Raw genomic sequence first — 16,801 nt, forward strand, 5'->3', positions numbered from 1 at the left:
GGTTTTACCTCAACAACCCTGAGACCGCGCCGGTTCCTTGACTTCTCAACCGTTTCAGCCTATGTGGCGCTGCATTGCGGCATGCAATCCCGCCGACTCAAGCCTGAGCCTGGCCGAACCGGAACGGAAACAGTTTTCCCTTTGACGACATTTGCTGATCTTGGCTTGAGCCAAAAAGTGCTTTCCGCTGTCACCGACGCGGGCTACACGGTGCCAACACCTATTCAGGCTGGCGCGATTCCGTTTGCGCTTCAGCGCCGCGACATTTGCGGCATCGCACAGACGGGCACCGGCAAGACCGCCTCCTTCGTTCTGCCGATGCTGTCGCTGCTTGAAAAGGGCCGCGCCCGCGCTCGCATGCCGCGCACGCTGATCCTCGAGCCGACCCGCGAACTCGCCGCCCAGGTGGCTGAGAACTTCGAGAAGTACGGCAAGAACCACCGCCTCAACGTCGCGCTGCTGATCGGCGGCGTTTCGTTCGAAGAGCAGGATCGCAAGCTCGAGCGTGGCGCCGATGTCCTCATCTGCACCCCCGGCCGCCTGCTTGACCATTTCGAGCGCGGCAAGCTCCTGATGAGCGGCGTCGAGATCTTCGTCATCGACGAAGCCGACCGCATGCTCGACATGGGCTTCATTCCCGATATCGAACGCATCGCCAAGATGATCCCGTTCACCCGCCAGACGCTGTTCTTCTCGGCCACCATGCCGCCGGAAATCCAGAAGCTGGCCGACCGCTTCCTTCAGAACCCGGAACGCGTCGAAGTCGCGAAGCCTGCCTCTGCATCCAAGACCATCACGCAGCGCCTTGTCGCCGCGCACGGCAAGGATTACGAAAAGCGTTCGACGCTGCGCGATCTCATCCGTGCCCAGGAAGAGCTGAAGAACGCCATCATCTTTTGCAACCGCAAGAAGGACGTCGCCGATCTGTTCCGCTCGCTGGAACGCCACGGCTTCTCCGTCGGCGCGCTGCATGGCGACATGGACCAGCGTTCGCGCACGACCATGCTGCAGAATTTCCGCGACGGCCAGCTCCAGCTTCTGGTGGCCTCCGACGTCGCCGCTCGTGGTCTCGACATCCCCGATGTCAGCCACGTCTTCAACTTCGATGTACCAATCCACGCTGAGGATTACGTGCATCGCATCGGCCGTACTGGCCGCGCAGGCCGTGCAGGCGCTGCTTTTACCATCGTCACCAGCCGCGACCAGAAATTCACCGACGCGATCGAAAAGCTGATCGGTGAGAAGATCGAATGGCACAATGGCGATCTCACGTCGTTGCCGCCGGCCGAGCCGAGCCGTGACGACGATCGCTCGCGCCGCAAGGGCGGCCGTGAGCGGGATAAGGACCGTGGCCGCGGCAGAAATCGTTCGGGTCATAAATCTGATATCGCCGCCGAGGATAATGGCGTCGAGACGATCGAAACAGCAGCCGCACCGGTACAAGCCGCACCAGCAAGGGTCGAAAGCGTGAAGCAAGAGCGCAAAGCAGAAAACAACAGGCAGAACAACAACGCGCGCGACCGCCGCCCTTATCCGGCTAACGATGACAATCGCGACCGCCGCCGCTACCGCGACCATGATGACGGCCCGACACCGGTTGGCTTCGGCGACGACATCCCCGCCTTCATGCTGATCACGGCAAACGCCAAGATCTGATAGGATGGGCAGCCCCGGCATTGATTTTCCGGGTCTCGGCGTAGGATTGGTTATCCTGCGCCACAGAAAGATCCTCCTCTACAAGCGCGTCAAGGCGCCCGAAGCCGGCCACTGGAGCATCGTGGGCGGCAAGGTGGATCATATGGAGCCGGCCGAACAGGCGGCAAAACGCGAGGCCGAGGAAGAAAGCGGCCTTGAAATCGGTCGCGTCAGCCTCTTGGGCCAGACCGAGGTGATCAGCGACGCCGACCGCCAGCACTGGATCTCGCTGCTTTACATCGCTGAAGACTACGCCGGCGAACCGGCATTGACCGAGCCCGACAAGCTTTCGGATTTCGGCTGGTTCACGCGCAACGATCTGCCGCAGCCGCTCTCCGCTTTCGCCGAGGCCGCCATTGGCCATCTCGGCCCGGAACAGTTCTAGAATTGAAGATTGAGAGCGCGGCCGCTCACTCCGCCCGCATCGCCGCCTCGTAGGCCAGCCGCACCCAGCCCGCCATCAGATCCGGATCGTCATAAGCGTCGTCGGGGATTGACCAGTATGGCATCTTCACCGGCTTGCCCGTCTTTCCCTCATAGGTCCACTGGCTGGCGCCGGCATCAGCGAAGGCGGGCGAGCTGACGTCATCGGCCTTCAGCAGCATGTCGCCGCGAAACTCCAGCGCAATGATCCGGCCGAGATGATAGATTCCCTTACCGCCGAACATGCGCTTGATGGTGACGGGGCCAAGCCCCTGAAACATCTCTTCGATTTCGGCCGCGTCCATGAGAAAGCTCGCTCTACAGGCTGTAATAATCGCGGTTCATGTAGAACAGCGCCGGCTTCGCCTCGTCGAACCGCACCGCCATGACTTCGCCGAAGATGATGTGATGCGTCGTCATCTCCTTGATCTCTGTCACCCGGCAATCGAAGGAGGCGAGCGCGTCCATCAGCACCGGCGCGCCGGTGACCAGCTTGTCGAAACGGCCCGTCGAGAAACGATCGCCGTCCTCCACTTTCGTGCGCCCGGAAAACGCGTCGGCCAGCGCCTGATGATGCGCGCCCAGCGTATTCAGCGCGAAGATACCGCTGCGGAAGAAGATCTCGTTCTTCGGATTGCTGTTGTTGAGGCAGACCAGCACCGTCGCCGGGCTGTCAGAGACGGAACAAGCCGCCGTGATCGTCACCCCGCGCCGCTGGTCGCCGACCGCGGTCGTCACCAACTGAACGTGCCCGCCAAAGCGGCTCATCGCGTCCCTGTAAAGGCCGGGATCGATCGGTTGCTTGCTCAACAAAATTTCACTCCACGAACACACGCATTTCGCGCGCATTATGACGGTCATAGGTTATCTTTTCTACAAACCGATGCCGAAAAGCGACCAATCCGCGCGTTTTTCTTTGACGATCCATTCCGGACGGATAAAAGAGCAGGAATAAACGGTTGGGGCGTGCATCTTTCATGACTATCTCGCGTTGCTTAGGTCTTCTGCCGCTGCTGCTTGTCGCAGCCGGGGAATGCCATGCAGCCGGCGTGACGATTGGCGTCGTCGCTCCGCAGACGGGTAGTTTCGCGCCGCTGGGCGCTCAGATCGCCGCCGGCGCCGAGGCGAAGATCCGCCAGGATGGTGATACCATCGTCACCGTCAACGAACCCTGCGAGGACAATAGCGGTGGCGCCGTCGCCGATGCGCTGATCGCAGCCAAGGTCCAGGTCGCCATCGGCTTCCTCTGCAGCCAGACGCTCGACGGCGCGCTCCCCAAGCTGAAGGACGCCAACATCCCTGCCATCACCGTGTCGGTCCGCTCTCGCATTCTCATGGAAGATGCGTTGAAGAACGGCTGGCCGCTATTTCGCCTTGCGCCCGCCGATGGCGCCGAGGCCGCGAAGATCATCGATGTCATCCTGCACGACTGGGCATCGAGCCCCATCGCCCTGGTCGAGGACGGCACGATCCACGGTCGCGAGCTCACCGAAGCGGTGCGCAACGCTCTGGAGCAGAACGGCCTGAAGCCCGTCTTCACCGATACATACCGCCCCGGTCAGGAGCAGCAGATCGCACTCGTTCGCCGGCTCAAGAGAGCGGGCGCGACCAAGGTCTTCATCGGCGGCGACCGCAGCGACGTCTCCATCATCGCCCGCGACGCCAAGGCCGAAAAGATCGCGCTCGACCTGATGGGCGGCGACGGAATGCGCGCGGCCGACCAGCCGCTGCCGCTTGCCGATGGCGTCTTGGCCGTAACACTGCCCGATTATACCGCCCGCGCGGATGCGTCGCCCGCTGGTGTGGCGCTACGCGCCGCCGGAATCGAGCCCGAGGGCTACGTCCTGCCAGCCTATGCCGCGGTCGAGATCGCGATCAAGGCGGTGCAGGCGGCGGCAAGCGACGAGCGGCCGGTCGTCCAGCATCTCGGCGGCATGCCCTTCGACACCGTGCTCGGCCAGATCACCTTCGACGCCGGCCACGAACTGTCGCAAAACCCTTACCAGCTGATGCAATGGCGCTCCGGGGCATTCGTCCCCTTCAGCGCGCCGGCGCAATAACGCCTGCTTGATCCCAGGCGACTTCAACGGAGAGAGACAATGACCCAGCCCATCCGCATCGCGCCATCCGTTCTGGCCGCCGACTTCGCCAAGCTCGGCCAGGAGGTGCGCGACGTGACCGCGGCCGGCGCCGACTGGATCCACCTCGACGTCATGGACGGTCACTTCGTTCCCAATATTTCCTTCGGCCCGGATGTCATCAAGTCGCTGCGCTCCTACACCGACGCGACCTTCGACTGCCACCTGATGATCGCGCCTGTCGACGACTATCTCGAAGCTTTCGCCAAGGCCGGCTGCGACCGGATCACCATCCACGCCGAGGCCGGCCCGCATCTGCACCGTTCGCTGCAGACCGTGCGCAATCTCGGCAAGAAGGTCGGCGTCACCCTCAATCCGGCAACGCCGCTTTCCGTTTTCGAGAACGTACTGGATGATATCGACCTGATCCTCATCATGTCGGTCAATCCCGGTTTCGGCGGCCAGAAGTTCATCCCCGCCATGGCCGACAAGATCGCCGCAGCCAAGTCACTGATCGGTGACCGGCCGATCGACCTCGAGGTCGACGGTGGCGTGACGATCGAAACAGCACCTGTGATCGGCAAGGCGGGCGCCAACGTGCTTGTCGCCGGCTCCGCCATATTCAAGGGCGGCTCGGTCGAGGCCTACAAGCAGGCGATTTCGGCGCTCCGCACCGCTGCGGAAGGGCAATCCAAGTAAGATCGGGCAAAGTAATCTCGGGAGCGGCGTGTTGCTGATGGGAGACCGGCTACGGGCTGCGTACCCGCCCTACTCCGCCATGCTCATCGGCGCGCCGCTCTGGGCTCTCCAGATGCTGGCTGCGGCAATGAGCACGCTCTATCTGCGCAACGGCCTGGAGACCAGCCACCTCGGCGATCTCGCCATCCTCTATTTCGCGGGCGGCCTGCTTGCCTGGCCGTTTGCGCTGATGCTCGGCCGCTTCTTCGCGCACAAGCGCCGGATCGAGACGCGGTTTGCCGCCTTCTTCGTGGCGCTAGCGGCCTGCACCATCCTGATGACGGCGTTTCTCTTCGCCATGGACTACAGGGTTTTCTACTCGCGCTGGCATGCACCGGGAGGATCTGTGATCTGGTTTTTCCAGCTCATCTTCACCGGCGCGAGCTCCGTCTACCAGTTCATGGTGCTCGGTTTACGGCTCTTCGTCCCCCTCGGGCTTGCCTGCCTGCTGGCAACGAGTTTCGCGCTTGCGAAACGCATGCGTTGAGATTGCCGCGCGTCTTTGCTACACGGGCGCCAACATTCCCCTTTAGAACGCCAACATTCCTTACGAACGAAAGCAGGAAGCCATGATCCCGCGCTACTCCCGACCTGAAATGGTCGCCATCTGGTCGCCCGAAACCAAGTTCCGTATCTGGTTCGAGATCGAGGCTCATGCCTGCACCGCGCTCGCCAACCTCGGCGTCATCCCGCAGGAATCCGCGCGCACCATCTGGGAAAAGGGTTCGGTCGCCGAATTCAACGTCGCCCGCATCGACGAGATCGAAGCCGTCACCAAGCACGACGTCATCGCCTTCCTGACCCACCTCGCGGAATTCATCGGCCCCGACAGCCGCTTCGTCCACCAGGGCATGACCTCGTCCGACGTGCTGGACACCACCTTCAACATCCAGCTGGTGCGCGCATCCGATCTTCTGCTTGCAGACATGGACCGCGTTCTTGCGGCGCTGAAGACCCGCGCCTTCGAACACAAGGATACGGTCCGCATCGGCCGCAGCCACGGCATCCACGCCGAGCCGACCACGATGGGCCTGACCTTCGCGCGCTTCTACGCTGAAATGAAGCGCAACCGCGATCGTCTGGTCGCTGCCCGCGCCGAAGTCGCAACGGGTGCGATCTCGGGCGCCGTCGGCACCTTTGCCAATATCGACCCCAGCGTCGAGGAATATGTCTGCGAGCAGCTCGGCCTCGCCGCCGAGCCGATCTCGACCCAGGTCATTCCGCGCGACCGCCACGCGATGTTCTTCGCCACGCTTGGCGTCATCGCCTCGTCGATCGAAAACGTCGCCATCGAAATCCGCCACATGCAGCGCACCGAAGTGCTCGAAGCCGAAGAGTTCTTCTCTCCCGGCCAGAAAGGCTCGTCGGCCATGCCGCACAAGCGCAACCCGGTGTTGACAGAAAACCTGACGGGTCTAGCCCGCCTCGTGCGCATGTCCGTTGTTCCGGCGATGGAAAATGTCGCTCTCTGGCATGAGCGCGACATCAGCCATTCGAGCGTCGAGCGCGCCATCGGCCCCGACACGACGATCACGCTCGATTTCGCGCTGAACCGTCTGGCCGGCGTTGTCGAGAAGCTGGTGATCTATCCTGAAAACATGCTGCGCAACATGAACCAGTTCAAGGGACTGGTCATGAGCCAGCGCGTGCTCTTGGCGCTCACCCAGGCTGGCGTGTCCCGCGAGGACAGCTACCGTCTGGTCCAGCGCAACGCCATGAAGGTCTGGGAAAAGGGCGCCGACTTCCTCGAGGAGCTGCTTGCCGACGCCGAGGTGCGCGCCGCACTGTCGGAAGAGGAAATCCGCGAGAAGTTCGACCTCGGCTACCACACCAAGCATGTCGACACGATCTTCAACCGGGTCTTCGCCAATAGGTGATCGACCTGATCAACTCTTCTGCGGCGCCTTTCGGGGCGCCGTTTTTCGTTTGTCCTTCTGCGAACGCGCCACATCGATCTTCTTGCGCACGGCGGTTGCCGTCTTCGTGGATTTCGGCGCGGCATCGGCCGCCGCCAGCTTCTCCGCCTGCCCGCCCTTTGCAGCCTTCGCCACCAGCCGGTCCAGATGCTTCAGGTCGTCCTCGTCGAGGTTCTCGATACCGATGAACCGGTTCTCCGCATGGCTCGTCAGGATCAATTCGTCGAGCTTCGCCTGGATGGCCCGCGTGTCGCGCGTCTGGGCGTTCTGCAGCACGAAAACCATAAGGAACGTGATGATCGTCGTGCCGGTGTTGATCACCAGCTGCCACGTCTCGGAATAATCGAAGAACGGCCCCGTAACGGCCCAGAGGATCACCAGGATCAATGCAAGGACGAAGGTCACGGGCTTGCCCGCCCATTCCGACGTCTTCGCCGAAAAGCGCATGAAGATATGCTGCGTGTCTGCCATGTTTGCCTCCCTCAAAGCTTGCACCAGTCAAACTCCGAGGAAGGCATTGGGTTCCGGAGTGAACCAGATGGCGATCAAACGATGGGCGGCGCCACCAGCTTCCGATAGAGGTGCCAGGTCGAATGGCCGAGGATCGGCATCACCAGCGCCAGCCCGACGAAGAGCGGGATTGTGGCGACGGCAAGCGACACCGCGACGATCAGGCCCCAGCACAGGACCGGAACCGGATTGGCAAACGTGGCCCGCAGCGACGTCTCCATGGCGGCTACAAGGCCGATGTCACGGTCGAGCAGGATCGGAAAGGTGACGACGGTCGTCGCCAGCACGATCAGCGCGAAGCCGAACCCGATCAGATTGCCCCAGATGATCAGCTGCATGCCTTCTGTTGTACCGAAGATCTCGGAGAAGAAGGCTGACATCGAGCGCGGAAACACGTCGCTCAGCACATTGAGATAGAGCGTCTGCGCGGCCACCAGCCAGACGACGAAGAAGGCAAACAGCATCAGCCCGCCGGTGACGATCGACGGAAAAGCCGGCGACCGCGTCACTTCCATCGCGTGCCGCCAGGAACTGTCCATTCCAGCCTCCCGCCGCCTGCTGATCTCATAGAGGCCAATCGCCGCCAGAGGCCCGATCAGCGCAAAGCCCGCGATCAACGGAAAGATCATCGGCAACAGGTTGGCGCTCGACGTGGCCACCGCGAGAAAAATGCCCGCGATCGGATACATCAGACACAGGAACACGTAATGCGATGGTTTTTCCCTGAAATCCGCCATACCGAGCCGGATGGCGTCGAAGACGTCGGCAAGGCCAATTCTGTTGATGACCGGGCGCGAATAGACATCGTCCGCGCCGGACATGACGTGAAATGCCGTCATGGCTTTCTCCTCCTCAGCCATTGAGGCCAGCGGCGAAAGCATCGGCGGTGCCGACATCGAGCGCGACCGGCAATGCGCTAACATAACAAAAATTGGCCGCGCTGTCCTGCTTTCCCTTGACTTTATCGCCGCGCCTTCTCACATCGGCGGCACCATGAAAGCTTCAGACGCCGAAATCCTCATCATCCCCGGTTACACCAACTCCGGCCCCGACCACTGGCAGAGCCGCTGGGAGGCGAAACTCAGCACCGCGCGCCGCGTCGAGCAGGCGGAGTGGTCCAAGCCCGTGCGCGAGGACTGGGCAGCGCGGATTGCAGAGGAAGTCAATAAATCGACCCGTCCGGTGGTCCTTGTCGCCCACTCGCTCGGCGTGCCGTCGCTTCTGCATGCGATCCCGCAATTCGAGAAGCCGGTCGCCGGCGCCTTCCTGGTGGCGCCGCCCGATGTCACCAACCCCGACATCCGCCCGAAGCACCTGATGACCTTCGGCCCTTACCCGCGCGAACCCTTGCCGTTTCCGAGCGTCACGGTCGCCAGCCGCAACGATCCATTCGGCACCTACGAGCATGCCGACGAGATCGCCGCAAGCTGGGGCTCATTGCTTGTTGATGCGGGAGAATCCGGCCACATCAACGCCGATTCCGGTCACGGCCCGTGGCCCGAGGGCACGATGGTCTTCGCGCAGTTCCTCAGCCGTCTCAAGGGCTAGGCCGCGCTCGCATTCCCACGCGAATAAAACTCAATCACCCTCGCCGCGCACGAAAAACACGCTCGCAAACGCGGCGAGAACGACGCATTGCATGATGAACATTGGCCAATCCTGAGCCATGGCTTTTCCTCCATACCCATCATATAGGGCGGAAAACACCGAACAGGTATTTTGCGGGCGTTGTGCCATCGTTGCAAATGACATCGCCGCGATTGCTCGGCCGGATGCATGTGACCGAGACCACGACTTTGGGAGCACTGGACAGCGCGATAAGTTTGCTCCGATATTAAGCCCAACTTAATTCAATATAAGCAAATTGACACACGCCAGACGAGCGAGTGCGAGCATTGACCAAAAAGAGGCCTGATCACGAGATTGGTTCGAGCAAAAGCGGTGACAGCATCGCTTCAGCGGATGCTTCCGATCGCGAGACCGACGCGCTAGTCGAGCGCGAAAGCCGCTGGAATTACGCGCTTGTCGGCTCGGATCTCGGCGTGTGGGATCACAACCTCAAGCTTGGAACGCGCTATTATTCCGAAACGTGGAAGACCATGCGCGGCATGGCGCCCGACGAAGAGGCGGATGGCGACTACGATGCCTGGATCGCGCTGATCCATCCCGACGACCGCGCCTTCGTCATCGAGGCGATCGACCGGCAGAATGCCGGCGATCCGAATTTCCGTGTCTTCGAATATCGCGAGCGACATAGGGACGGCCACTGGATCTGGATCGAATGCCGTGGCGCCTGCGTGGAATGGGACGAAAACGGCGCCCCCGCCCGCCTCGTCGGCACAGACACCGACATCACCGCCCGCAAGGAGGCGGAAGAGCGGCTGGCGCACATGTCGCGGCGGCTTGATCTTGCGCTCGACATTTCGGGGATCGGCGTGTTCGAATCCGATCTCGATGCCGGCACCGTCGAATGGGACGCGCGCCTCTTGTGGATCTACGGCATCACGAACCCGACACGCGCCTCGCAGGGCGACGTCTGGACCGAAACGCTGCATCCCGACGACCGCGACCGGGTACAGGCGACGGTAGCAGAGAACATCGAGCGCCAGTCGGGCTTCCAGCACGAATTCAGGATCATACGTGGCGACGGCGCCGAACGCGTCATCCGCGCCAAGGCGGCCTTCTTCATCGACGGCAACGGCCACCGCAAGCTGATCGGCGCCAATTGGGACGTGACCGAGGAAGTGGCGCTCAACGCCGAGCTCCAGCGGGCCAAGGATCTTGCCGAGGCCCACAACCGCGAACTCGAGGCGGCCAAGGAGAGCATCGAGCATCTCGCCCTTCATGACTTTTTGACCGGGCTGCCGAACCGCCGCTATCTCGACCGCAAGCTCGAAGAATATTCGACTAAAGCAAGCACTACCGACGATACGCTCGCGGTGCTGCATATCGACCTCGATCGCTTCAAGCAGATCAACGACACGCTCGGCCACCGCGCCGGCGATGCCATGCTGAAGCACGCAGCAGTCGTGCTGACCGAGACCGTTCGACCTGGCGACTTCGTGGCCCGCATCGGCGGCGACGAATTCGTGGTGCTCTGCGCGCTCGATGTCACGCCGAAGAAAATCTCCAACATGGCCGAGCGCATCGTGCGCGAGCTCAGCCGTCCGATACGCTATGAGCACCATGAGTGCCGCTTCGGCGCCAGCGTCGGCATCGCCACCGACAGCGGCCCGACGCTCGATGGCAAGCAGCTCCTGCTCAACGCCGACATCGCGCTCTACCGCGCCAAGAGCGGCGGCAGGAACCGGCACGAGTTCTTCTCCAAGGACGCCCGCCGCCAGGTAATCGCCAGCAAGCGATTGGCCGATGATATCCTGATCGGCCTAGAGCGGCGCGAATTCGTGCCCTTCTATCAACCGCAGTTCGATGCCCGCACGCTTGATGTCACCGGCGTCGAAACGCTCGCCCGCTGGCAACACCGCGAACATGGCCTGCTGGCTCCCGATCGCTTCCTCGACATCGCCGAGGACATCAACGTCGTGGCGACCATCGACGGCGTCATTCTCGAGCAGGCGCTTGTCGACCGCGCTGCCTGGGAGAGCGAAGGCATCATCATTCCGAAGATCGCGGTCAATGTCTCCTCCCGGAGACTTGATGATCCGGCGCTCGGCAAGAAGCTGCGGGCACTGAAGATCGTGCCCGGAACCATCGCCTTCGAGCTACTGGAATCCATTTCGCTCGATGATTGCGACGACGCTGTCATCGCCAATCTACGCCAGTTCCGCCGTCTCGGCATCGACATCGAGATCGACGACTTCGGCACCGGCCATGCCTCGATCGTCAGCCTGCTCAGGCTGAGCCCGAAGACGCTGAAGATCGACCGCGAACTGATCCGCATGCTGCCGACCTCGTCGGAACAGCGCAAGCTCGTCCGCTCGATCATCGAGATCGGCCGCTCCCTGAGCATTCTGGTGACCGCCGAAGGCGTTGAGACCATGGAGCACGCGCGTATCCTGGGCGACCTCGGCTGCGACGTGCTGCAGGGCTATGCGCTGGCCCGCCCGATGCCGGCAATGCAGATCCCCTCTTTCGTTCGCGCCGCCAGCTGGCGCCAGGCGGCCGCAGCCGCCCATACGGCGACGCCACGCAAGCCGAGCAAGGCGACTGCCTCCAAATAAAACACTGCAAAACCCCGGCACTAACCAGCGGTCGTTTTGTTAAGCCGGGAAACGGGGTAGAATGGATTTCTTAGACATTCGATTCTCGCATCGGTGCTCCGGAAGACCGGAATCCGGGGAAGGAGTGACAGGCGGATTGTGAAACCCTCGCTTTTCCTTTATGGGGACGCCACGAGATCGATCCACTCGCGCTAATCCCAAGAGCGCCAACGACAAGAGAACAATCGCAATGAACCGTCGCCGCCGTATTTACGAGGGCAAGGCCAAGATTCTGTATGAGGGACCCGAGCCAGGCACGCTGATCCAGTTCTTCAAGGACGACGCCACCGCCTTCAACAAGAAGAAGCACGAAGTCATCGATGGCAAAGGCGTTCTGAACAACCGCATCTGCGAGTTCATCTTCAACCATCTGAACAAGATCGGCATTCCCACGCACTTCATCCGCCGCCTCAACATGCGCGAGCAGTTGATCCGCGAAGTCGAGATGATCCCGCTTGAGATCGTCGTGCGCAATGTCGCCGCCGGCTCGCTGGCCAAGCGTCTGGGCATCGAGGAAGGCACCGTGCTTCCGCGCTCGATCATCGAGTTCTACTACAAGTCGGACGCGCTCGAAGACCCGATGGTCTCCGAAGAGCACATCACCGCCTTCGGCTGGGCCAACCCCGCCGAGCTCGACGACATCATGGCGCTGGCGATCCGCGTCAACGACTTCATGACCGGCCTGTTCTTGGGCGTCGGCATCCAGCTCGTCGACTTCAAGATCGAATGCGGCCGCCTCTATGAAGGCGACATGATGCGCATCATCCTCGCCGACGAAATCTCGCCGGACAGCTGCCGTCTCTGGGACATCGACACCCAGGAAAAGATGGACAAGGACCGTTTCCGTCGCGACATGGGTGGCCTTCTCGAAGCCTATTCGGAAGTGGCGCGCCGCCTCGGCATCATCAACGAGAACGAGCCTGTGCGCGGCACCGGTCCGGTTCTCGTCAAGTAACTAGCAAGACAGGGAAGACAAAGTGATCAAGGCTCGTGTAACCGTCACGCTGAAAAACGGCGTTCTCGATCCGCAGGGCAAGGCCATCGAAGGCGCGCTCGGCGCTCTCGGCTTCGACGGCGTCGGCCATGTCCGCCAGGGCAAGGTATTCGACGTCGAAGTCGAAGGCACCGACAAGGCCAAGGCCGAAGGCGACATCAAGGCCATGTGCGAAAAACTCCTCGCCAACACCGTTATCGAGAACTATACTATTTCTCTCGACTAACAGTTGCGGAGATTGTCCGATGGCTGAAATCAGCAGTGAACTCGTGTATGAACTTCTGAAGCGCGTGCATGCAGATATCGCTGAGCTGAAATTCGGCCAGCGCGGATTGAAGGAAGAGATGAACGCGATGCGCGGAACGATGGTGTCCATGCATCACGACATCCACAACATCTACAGCGTGCTCGACCGTCAAGACCAACGTCTCGAACGCATCGAAAACCGTCTCGAACTTCGAGAACTCGCAGAAGCACAAGCAAGGTTTGAACCACACCCATGAAATCCGCCGTCGTTCAGCTTCCGGGCCTCAATCGCGATCGTGACATGATCGCCGCTCTCACCAAGATCTCCGGCCAGGCGCCGGTGACGATCTGGCAGACGGAGACCGATATCCCCGATGTCGACCTTATCGTCATCCCGGGCGGTTTCTCTTATGGCGACTATCTGCGCTGCGGCGCGATCGCCGCGCGCATGCCGGTCATGCAGGCGATCATCGAGAAGGCCAACAAGGGTGTGAAGGTTCTGGGCGTCTGCAACGGCTTCCAGATCCTCGTTGAATCCGGCCTGCTTCCGGGCGCACTGATGCGCAATTCCTCGCTGAAGTTCGTCTGCCGCGAGATCAAGCTTGAAGTGGCCAATGCCGAGACGGATTTCACCCGCGCCTATGCCAAGGGCCAGATCATCCGTTGCCCGGTCGCCCACCACGACGGCAACTACTTCGCCGACGCCGAGACGCTGGCGAAGATCGAAGGCAACGGCCAGGTGGTCTTCCGTTACGCCGAGGGCACCAACCCGAACGGCTCGTTGAACGATATCGCCGCCGTCATGAACGAGGGCGGCAACGTGCTCGGCATGATGCCGCATCCGGAAAACCTGATCGAAGCGGCCCATGGCGGCTCCGACGGCCGGGCGTTGTTCGCTTCCGCGCTCGACGTAATCGCTGCTTAACCTTAAACGGATATGAGGCCATTCATCCGGTCCACTGGAGCAAGATCGATGCGCCCTCACCTGCCCCTGACACATGTCCTCGCCATTGCCGCGACCGCGGCACTGGTTGCTTCGTGCCAATCCAAGACACCGGCGCCCACGCAGGACCGCAGCGCGTTATCGACCATGGAACGTGTGGCGGTAGCCGCCAACAACTGCTGGTTCAAGTCGGGCGACGCAACGTTTGCCGCCTACAAGCTGGCGCCGGAGCTCAACTCCTTCTCCGGCCGCCCGCGCATTCTCGTCGTCCACAAGGGCAGCCCAGAAAGCCGGCCGCTATTGGTCGTGCAGGCGGAAGGCAACCCTTCCAAGCTCGACGCTTTCGGCCCGATGATGGACAGCCCGGCACGCCCGCGCATCGCTGGCGACGTCACGCGCTGGGCCGGCGGCAACAAGAGCTGCAGCTAAGCCAGTATTAGAGCGCAGTGCGTCCGAATGGACGCACAAAGGACGCTCTAACTCTTTGAATCTACGCATCGAGCTTTCCGAAAATCGATTCCGATTTTCGGGCCGATGCGCTAGGCGCACAAAGCCTCAATCCCAGAAGAACGATTTGCCGACTTCCTTGCCGGCATCGGCCCTGCTGATGCCGATATCGAGAAGCTCTGTATCCGTCAGATCCCTGAGCACACGACGACTGGCTCGCTTCTGCTGCCAGAGCGCGACCTTGCCCCACACGCGACCAAGAATGGCCCACACGTCGTGCCGATTGAACCTCGGCGTATCGCGGAATTGTTCCGCTTGGTGGAGCCGATTGTCTCTCCTGAAGTCAGGCGCTACTGACATGTCACTATCCGATCGCTGATTGTATGCGTTCACCCTGATAGACTTGACAGGATAAGGGTGACAATCTAGGAAATTGTCATCATGACAAATTGGCTCCCTGATCTCTCGCGCGGTTCCGGTCCCGTTTATCTGCGTCTCGCGGACAATATCGAATCCGCCATCGCCAGCGGTGCCCTGCCCGCCGGTAGCAAGCTGCCGCCGCAGCGCAATCTCGCTTATGATATTGGCGTAACAATCGGCACAATCGGCCGCGCCTACGCGCTGGTGCACGAGCGCGGCCTCGTGGCAGGCGAAGTGGGACGCGGCACCTATGTGCTGGACCGGGCCGAAACGGCACCGGGCAATCAGCCCGATCCGCTGACGATTGCGCTCGGCGGCACCAGGACAATCGACGCGCCATCAGGAAAAATCCGCTTCGACACGACGGCGGCTCCCGATCTTGGCCAGGGCAAAGCCATCGGCCGCATCCTTGCCGATATCGGCGAGCAGCAGCTTGCCGAGATCTCTTCCTATTCCCGCGTCTTCCCGAAAAACTGGTATGAGGCCGGGCGTCGCTGGCTGTCGCGCAACGATTGGGCGCCCGACACCGAAAACATCGTCCCCACGCTTGGCGCGCACGCGGCTGCCATCGCCGTAATCTCGGCGATATCCTCGCCCGGTGACAAGATTGTCTTCGAGAACCTGAGCTATACGCAGGTAAGCCGCAGCGCCCGCATCCTTGGCCGACGGACGATCACGGTCGATTCCGACGAGCATGGCGTCATTCCCGATGATTTCGAGCGGCTCTGCTCGCAGCAGCACCCGAAGCTCGCCTTCCTGATGCCGACGGCGCACAACCCGACGCTATCAACCATGCCGCATGCGCGACGCGCCAAGATCGCAGAGATCGCGCGCAGACATGGCGTCTGGCTGATCGAGGACGATCTCTATGGCGGCATGACCGGCGACGAAAACCCGCTGCTTGCCTCGCTGGCGCCCGATCGCACCTTCCTCATCAGCGGGCTGTCGAAATCGGTGGCCGCCGGCATCCGCGGCGGCTGGGTCGCCTGCCCGCCGCATTTCGCCCAGCGCATCAAGGTCACCCACAAGATGATCACCGGCGGCCTGCCCTTCATTCTGGCCGAAGCCTGCGCCCGGCTTGTCGAAAGCGGCGAGGCCCATGATATTCGCGAGACCTGCATCACCGAGCTTTCAGGGCGCGAACACCTGGCGCGCGAGACGCTGCAGGGCTTCGACTTCGTCTCGCATCCGCATGTGCCGTTCATCTGGCTGAAGCTTCCCGATCCGTGGCTCTCGGGCACCTTCAAGAACGCCGCCTTCCGCGACGGCGTGCTGATCGACGATGAAGACGAGTTCAAGGCGGCGCGCACCGACAAGGTCTATCACCGCGTGCGCATCAGCTTCTCCTCCCCCAAGGATAGAGGGGAAATGGTTGCAGGTTTGATGACAGTTCGACGCCTGCTTGAAAGTGGCGGCGCCGGATACGACGGCGAGGTCTGAAGCTGTTGCAGATCGGCCGCACCCGCTGAAATCTAGGGCTTACAGCGCCTGTCCGCTTTACCGAATCGATTTGCATGCTACCAATTGCGTTGAGGACGGCGATCTGCGCCGGCACCAAAGGCGGCGCATCTAATGAACAGCATGGCATCGGCATCGACCGGTCGCGGACTACTTCTCGCGGCTCTCCTTGCAAACATCTCGCTCCTGCCGGTCTCGGCCCATGCAGATGAAAAGATCTTCGACGAATTGCGCTTTGGCGCTTCCGCGTCGATCCAGGGCGGCCACAGCCACGAAGATGGCGTCTTCCCTGAGGTCACGGTTTTCTTCGACCCGTTCGGCCAGGATGCGGCAACCGACTGGAAGCAGACGCTGGCGCGTCCGCGCCTGAACCTTGGCACGTCCATAGGCACCGCTGGCGAAGCAACGCAAATCTTCGGCGGTCTATCGTGGACTGTCAATTTCAACGAAAAAGTCTTTGCCGAAGCCGGCTTCGGCGGCGTCTGGCATAATGGCAACCTCGACTACGCGAAGGACGGTCCCGAGCTCGGCTGTCGCTTTATGTTTCATGAGTATGTCGGTGCGGGCTATCGCTTTGATGCGCATTGGAATGTCATGGCGCAAATCGCTCACTCCTCGCACGCCAACCTGTGCGATGGCCCCAATAGCGGCATGACCCGCGCTGGCATCCAGGTCGGCTACAAGTTCTAAACTTCCCGATATTACGCTCCGAA

Annotated in this window: 21 protein-coding genes; 15 read left to right on the top strand and 6 right to left on the bottom strand. The window is 61.6% G+C overall.

Going from position 1 to position 16,801, the window contains the following annotated elements:
• The first annotated feature begins 81 nt into the window (after positions 1-81).
• Positions 82-1,656 carry a DEAD/DEAH box helicase gene (locus tag AC1DOG_RS20785; protein ID WP_477930708.1) on the top strand — a complete coding sequence of 525 codons (1,575 nt, stop codon included), beginning with the start codon at positions 82-84 and terminating at the stop codon, positions 1,654-1,656.
• A gap of 4 nt (positions 1,657-1,660) precedes the next feature.
• Positions 1,661-2,080: an NUDIX domain-containing protein gene (locus AC1DOG_RS20790; RefSeq protein WP_477930710.1), complete on the top strand. Its 420-nt coding sequence runs from the start codon at positions 1,661-1,663 to the stop codon at positions 2,078-2,080.
• 25 nt (positions 2,081-2,105) lie between these two features.
• On the opposite strand, the gene AC1DOG_RS20795 is transcribed toward AC1DOG_RS20790, so the two are convergent.
• From AC1DOG_RS20795 to AC1DOG_RS20805, 3 genes are read right to left on the bottom strand one after another with little or no spacing between them, the layout of a single operon-like run.
• A complete protein-coding gene (locus AC1DOG_RS20795) occupies positions 2,106-2,423 on the bottom strand; it encodes a TfoX/Sxy family protein (RefSeq protein WP_477930712.1) in 318 nt (105 codons plus the stop codon).
• A gap of 13 nt (positions 2,424-2,436) precedes the next feature.
• Positions 2,437-2,931 carry a flavin reductase gene (locus AC1DOG_RS20800; RefSeq protein ID WP_477930714.1) on the bottom strand — a complete coding sequence of 165 codons (495 nt, stop codon included), beginning with the start codon at positions 2,929-2,931 and terminating at the stop codon, positions 2,437-2,439.
• A 4-nt stretch (positions 2,932-2,935) separates the two neighbouring features.
• A complete protein-coding gene (locus AC1DOG_RS20805) occupies positions 2,936-3,097 on the bottom strand; it encodes a hypothetical protein (RefSeq protein WP_155947887.1) in 162 nt (53 codons plus the stop codon).
• Between AC1DOG_RS20805 and AC1DOG_RS20810 the strand changes: the two genes are divergently transcribed.
• The 4 genes from AC1DOG_RS20810 to purB all read left to right on the top strand — a co-directional run bounded on the left by AC1DOG_RS20810 (position 3,096) and on the right by purB (position 6,811).
• Positions 3,096-4,178 carry a branched-chain amino acid ABC transporter substrate-binding protein gene (locus tag AC1DOG_RS20810; protein WP_477930716.1) on the top strand — a complete coding sequence of 361 codons (1,083 nt, stop codon included), beginning with the start codon at positions 3,096-3,098 and terminating at the stop codon, positions 4,176-4,178. The two genes, AC1DOG_RS20805 and AC1DOG_RS20810, sit on opposite strands and share 2 nt — an antisense overlap.
• Positions 4,179-4,217: 39 nt before the next feature.
• Positions 4,218-4,895 (top strand): ribulose-phosphate 3-epimerase, encoded by a 678-nt coding sequence (gene rpe / locus AC1DOG_RS20815; RefSeq protein ID WP_018902216.1) that lies wholly within the window; start codon positions 4,218-4,220, stop codon positions 4,893-4,895.
• A gap of 37 nt (positions 4,896-4,932) precedes the next feature.
• The gene (locus tag AC1DOG_RS20820; protein ID WP_477930784.1) at positions 4,933-5,421 is read left to right on the top strand and encodes a hypothetical protein; all 489 of its coding nucleotides are present in this window, start codon (positions 4,933-4,935) and stop codon (positions 5,419-5,421) included.
• An 82-nt stretch (positions 5,422-5,503) separates the two neighbouring features.
• On the top strand, positions 5,504-6,811 hold the full coding sequence (gene purB / locus AC1DOG_RS20825; protein ID WP_477930719.1) for an adenylosuccinate lyase: 1,308 nt from the start codon (positions 5,504-5,506) through the stop codon (positions 6,809-6,811).
• A 9-nt stretch (positions 6,812-6,820) separates the two neighbouring features.
• On the opposite strand, the gene AC1DOG_RS20830 is transcribed toward purB, so the two are convergent.
• Both AC1DOG_RS20830 and AC1DOG_RS20835 read right to left on the bottom strand, forming a co-directional pair.
• Complete coding sequence (locus AC1DOG_RS20830) at positions 6,821-7,321, bottom strand: low affinity iron permease family protein (RefSeq protein WP_477930721.1); 501 nt, start codon at positions 7,319-7,321, stop codon at positions 6,821-6,823.
• 74 nt (positions 7,322-7,395) lie between these two features.
• A complete protein-coding gene (locus tag AC1DOG_RS20835; protein ID WP_477930723.1) occupies positions 7,396-8,199 on the bottom strand; it encodes a DUF2189 domain-containing protein in 804 nt (267 codons plus the stop codon).
• A 154-nt stretch (positions 8,200-8,353) separates the two neighbouring features.
• Here AC1DOG_RS20835 and AC1DOG_RS20840 point away from each other — a divergent pair, with 154 nt between their 5' ends.
• The 7 genes from AC1DOG_RS20840 (at position 8,354) to AC1DOG_RS20870 (ending at position 14,192) form a co-directional block, all read left to right on the top strand.
• Positions 8,354-8,908 (top strand): RBBP9/YdeN family alpha/beta hydrolase, encoded by a 555-nt coding sequence (locus AC1DOG_RS20840; RefSeq protein WP_026283685.1) that lies wholly within the window; start codon positions 8,354-8,356, stop codon positions 8,906-8,908.
• 401 nt (positions 8,909-9,309) lie between these two features.
• Positions 9,310-11,541, top strand: coding sequence for a putative bifunctional diguanylate cyclase/phosphodiesterase (locus tag AC1DOG_RS20845; protein ID WP_477930786.1), 2,232 nt, complete (start codon positions 9,310-9,312; stop codon positions 11,539-11,541).
• 229 nt (positions 11,542-11,770) lie between these two features.
• Positions 11,771-12,535, top strand: a complete 765-nt coding sequence (purC, locus tag AC1DOG_RS20850; RefSeq protein ID WP_113011293.1) for a phosphoribosylaminoimidazolesuccinocarboxamide synthase — start codon at positions 11,771-11,773, stop codon at positions 12,533-12,535.
• Positions 12,536-12,557: 22 nt separating this feature from the next.
• A complete protein-coding gene (purS, locus tag AC1DOG_RS20855; protein ID WP_018902207.1) occupies positions 12,558-12,800 on the top strand; it encodes a phosphoribosylformylglycinamidine synthase subunit PurS in 243 nt (80 codons plus the stop codon).
• 19 nt (positions 12,801-12,819) lie between these two features.
• Positions 12,820-13,077, top strand: coding sequence for a hypothetical protein (locus AC1DOG_RS20860; protein ID WP_477930726.1), 258 nt, complete (start codon positions 12,820-12,822; stop codon positions 13,075-13,077).
• Positions 13,074-13,745 carry a phosphoribosylformylglycinamidine synthase subunit PurQ gene (gene purQ, locus AC1DOG_RS20865; protein ID WP_047512166.1) on the top strand — a complete coding sequence of 224 codons (672 nt, stop codon included), beginning with the start codon at positions 13,074-13,076 and terminating at the stop codon, positions 13,743-13,745. Before AC1DOG_RS20860 ends, purQ begins: the two co-directional genes overlap by 4 nt.
• A 48-nt stretch (positions 13,746-13,793) precedes the next feature.
• On the top strand, positions 13,794-14,192 hold the full coding sequence (locus tag AC1DOG_RS20870; RefSeq protein WP_477930728.1) for a hypothetical protein: 399 nt from the start codon (positions 13,794-13,796) through the stop codon (positions 14,190-14,192).
• A gap of 126 nt (positions 14,193-14,318) precedes the next feature.
• Here the strand turns inward: AC1DOG_RS20870 and AC1DOG_RS20875 are convergent, their stop codons facing one another.
• On the bottom strand, positions 14,319-14,570 hold the full coding sequence (locus tag AC1DOG_RS20875; protein WP_477930730.1) for a DUF1127 domain-containing protein: 252 nt from the start codon (positions 14,568-14,570) through the stop codon (positions 14,319-14,321).
• Between the two features lie 81 nt (positions 14,571-14,651).
• On the opposite strand from AC1DOG_RS20875, the gene AC1DOG_RS20880 reads away from it, so the two are divergent.
• Both AC1DOG_RS20880 and AC1DOG_RS20885 read left to right on the top strand, forming a co-directional pair.
• A complete protein-coding gene (locus AC1DOG_RS20880; protein ID WP_477930732.1) occupies positions 14,652-16,070 on the top strand; it encodes an aminotransferase-like domain-containing protein in 1,419 nt (472 codons plus the stop codon).
• Between the two features lie 141 nt (positions 16,071-16,211).
• A complete protein-coding gene (locus tag AC1DOG_RS20885) occupies positions 16,212-16,778 on the top strand; it encodes an acyloxyacyl hydrolase (RefSeq protein ID WP_477930788.1) in 567 nt (188 codons plus the stop codon).
• The last annotated feature ends 23 nt before the right edge of the window (positions 16,779-16,801 follow it).

This window comes from Rhizobium sp. 01N48, assembly GCF_056399145.1.

Coding starts and splice junctions, on each gene's coding strand:
- AC1DOG_RS20785 (WP_477930708.1), top strand. CDS start 82: ATGCAATCCCGCCGACTCAAGCCTGAGCCTGGCCGAACCGGAACGGAA.
- AC1DOG_RS20790 (WP_477930710.1), top strand. CDS start 1,661: ATGGGCAGCCCCGGCATTGATTTTCCGGGTCTCGGCGTAGGATTGGTT.
- AC1DOG_RS20795 (WP_477930712.1), bottom strand. CDS start 2,423: ATGGACGCGGCCGAAATCGAAGAGATGTTTCAGGGGCTTGGCCCCGTC.
- AC1DOG_RS20810 (WP_477930716.1), top strand. CDS start 3,096: ATGACTATCTCGCGTTGCTTAGGTCTTCTGCCGCTGCTGCTTGTCGCA.
- AC1DOG_RS20805 (WP_155947887.1), bottom strand. CDS start 3,097: ATGAAAGATGCACGCCCCAACCGTTTATTCCTGCTCTTTTATCCGTCC.
- rpe (WP_018902216.1), top strand. CDS start 4,218: ATGACCCAGCCCATCCGCATCGCGCCATCCGTTCTGGCCGCCGACTTC.
- AC1DOG_RS20820 (WP_477930784.1), top strand. CDS start 4,933: ATGGGAGACCGGCTACGGGCTGCGTACCCGCCCTACTCCGCCATGCTC.
- purB (WP_477930719.1), top strand. CDS start 5,504: ATGATCCCGCGCTACTCCCGACCTGAAATGGTCGCCATCTGGTCGCCC.
- AC1DOG_RS20830 (WP_477930721.1), bottom strand. CDS start 7,321: ATGGCAGACACGCAGCATATCTTCATGCGCTTTTCGGCGAAGACGTCG.
- AC1DOG_RS20835 (WP_477930723.1), bottom strand. CDS start 8,199: ATGACGGCATTTCACGTCATGTCCGGCGCGGACGATGTCTATTCGCGC.
- AC1DOG_RS20840 (WP_026283685.1), top strand. CDS start 8,354: ATGAAAGCTTCAGACGCCGAAATCCTCATCATCCCCGGTTACACCAAC.
- purC (WP_113011293.1), top strand. CDS start 11,771: ATGAACCGTCGCCGCCGTATTTACGAGGGCAAGGCCAAGATTCTGTAT.
- AC1DOG_RS20860 (WP_477930726.1), top strand. CDS start 12,820: ATGGCTGAAATCAGCAGTGAACTCGTGTATGAACTTCTGAAGCGCGTG.
- purQ (WP_047512166.1), top strand. CDS start 13,074: ATGAAATCCGCCGTCGTTCAGCTTCCGGGCCTCAATCGCGATCGTGAC.
- AC1DOG_RS20870 (WP_477930728.1), top strand. CDS start 13,794: ATGCGCCCTCACCTGCCCCTGACACATGTCCTCGCCATTGCCGCGACC.
- AC1DOG_RS20875 (WP_477930730.1), bottom strand. CDS start 14,570: ATGTCAGTAGCGCCTGACTTCAGGAGAGACAATCGGCTCCACCAAGCG.
- AC1DOG_RS20880 (WP_477930732.1), top strand. CDS start 14,652: ATGACAAATTGGCTCCCTGATCTCTCGCGCGGTTCCGGTCCCGTTTAT.
- AC1DOG_RS20885 (WP_477930788.1), top strand. CDS start 16,212: ATGGCATCGGCATCGACCGGTCGCGGACTACTTCTCGCGGCTCTCCTT.